The organism is Kitasatospora sp. NPDC022856, from assembly GCF_055561235.1.
On the sequence record NZ_JBVHHE010000145.1, the window covers coordinates 1 to 1,199 of the forward strand.

1 protein-coding gene is annotated in these 1,199 nt (G+C 71.3%); it reads left to right on the forward strand.

Annotation, left to right across the window (positions count from 1 at the left end; genetic code table 11):
* The coding region (locus ACZ34W_RS38740; RefSeq protein WP_465611213.1) for a glycoside hydrolase family 15 protein at nucleotides 1-1,199 on the forward strand (1,199 nt) is incomplete at both ends.

The following is a 1,199-nucleotide window of genomic DNA, read 5'->3' on the forward strand; positions in this document are numbered from 1 at the left end:
CCGGACGCCGAGGAGATGCTCGACGCCACCGCGGACTTCTGGCACGAGTGGGCCGGCCAGTGCACCTACCAGGGCCCCTACCGCGAGGCGGTGATCCGCTCCCTGATCACCCTCAAGGGCCTCACCTACGCCCCCACCGGCGGCATCGTCGCCGCCCCCACCACCTCCCTGCCCGAGGACATCGGCGGCGAGCGGAACTGGGACTACCGCTACACCTGGCTCCGCGACGCCGCCATCACCCTCTCCTCACTGCTGCGCACCGGCTACCGCGACGAGGCCCGGGCCTGGCGCGAGTGGCTGCTGCGCGCCGTCGCCGGGGACCCGGAGAACCTGCAGATCATGTACGGCATCGCCGGCGAGCGCGAGCTCACCGAGTCCTCGCTGGACTGGCTGCCCGGCTACGAGGGCTCCCAGCCCGTCCGGGTCGGCAACGGCGCCGCCGGCCAGCTGCAGCTGGACGTCTACGGCGAGGTCGTCGAGGCCCTGCACCTGGCCCACATGACCGGGCTGGTCCGCAACGACCACGCCCACCACCTCCAGCTGCGGCTCATCGACTACCTGGAGGACCACTGGCAGGAGCCGGACGAGGGCATCTGGGAGGTCCGCGGCCCGCGCCGGCACTTCGTCCACTCCAAGGTGATGGCCTGGGTGGCGGTCGACCGGACCATCAAGCTGCTGGAGCAGAACCCCGAGGACGCCCCCTCCGACGGCCACCTGGAGCGCTGGCGCACGCTGCGGGCGACCATCCACCGCGACGTCTGCGAGAAGGGCTACGACCCGGAGCGCAACACCTTCACCCAGTACTACGGCGGCAAGGAGCTGGACGCCTCGCTGCTGCTGATCCCGCAGGTCGGCTTCCTCCCGCCGGACGACAAGCGGGTGATCGGCACCATCGAGGCGATCCAGCGCGAGCTCTCCACCGAGGACGGCTTCGTGCTGCGCTACCCGACGCACGACGAGAGCGGCAACAACGTGGACGGCCTCTCCGGCCACGAGGGCGCGTTCCTGGCCTGCTCGTTCTGGCTGGCCGACGACCTCGCCATGATCGGCCGGGTGCAGGAGGCCCGCGAGCTGTTCGACCGGCTGCTGTCGCTGCGCAACGACCTCGGCCTGCTCGCCGAGGAGTGGGACCCGCGGGAGAAGCGCCAGGTCGGCAACTTCCCGCAGGCCTTCAGCCACGTCCCGCTGATCGACACCGC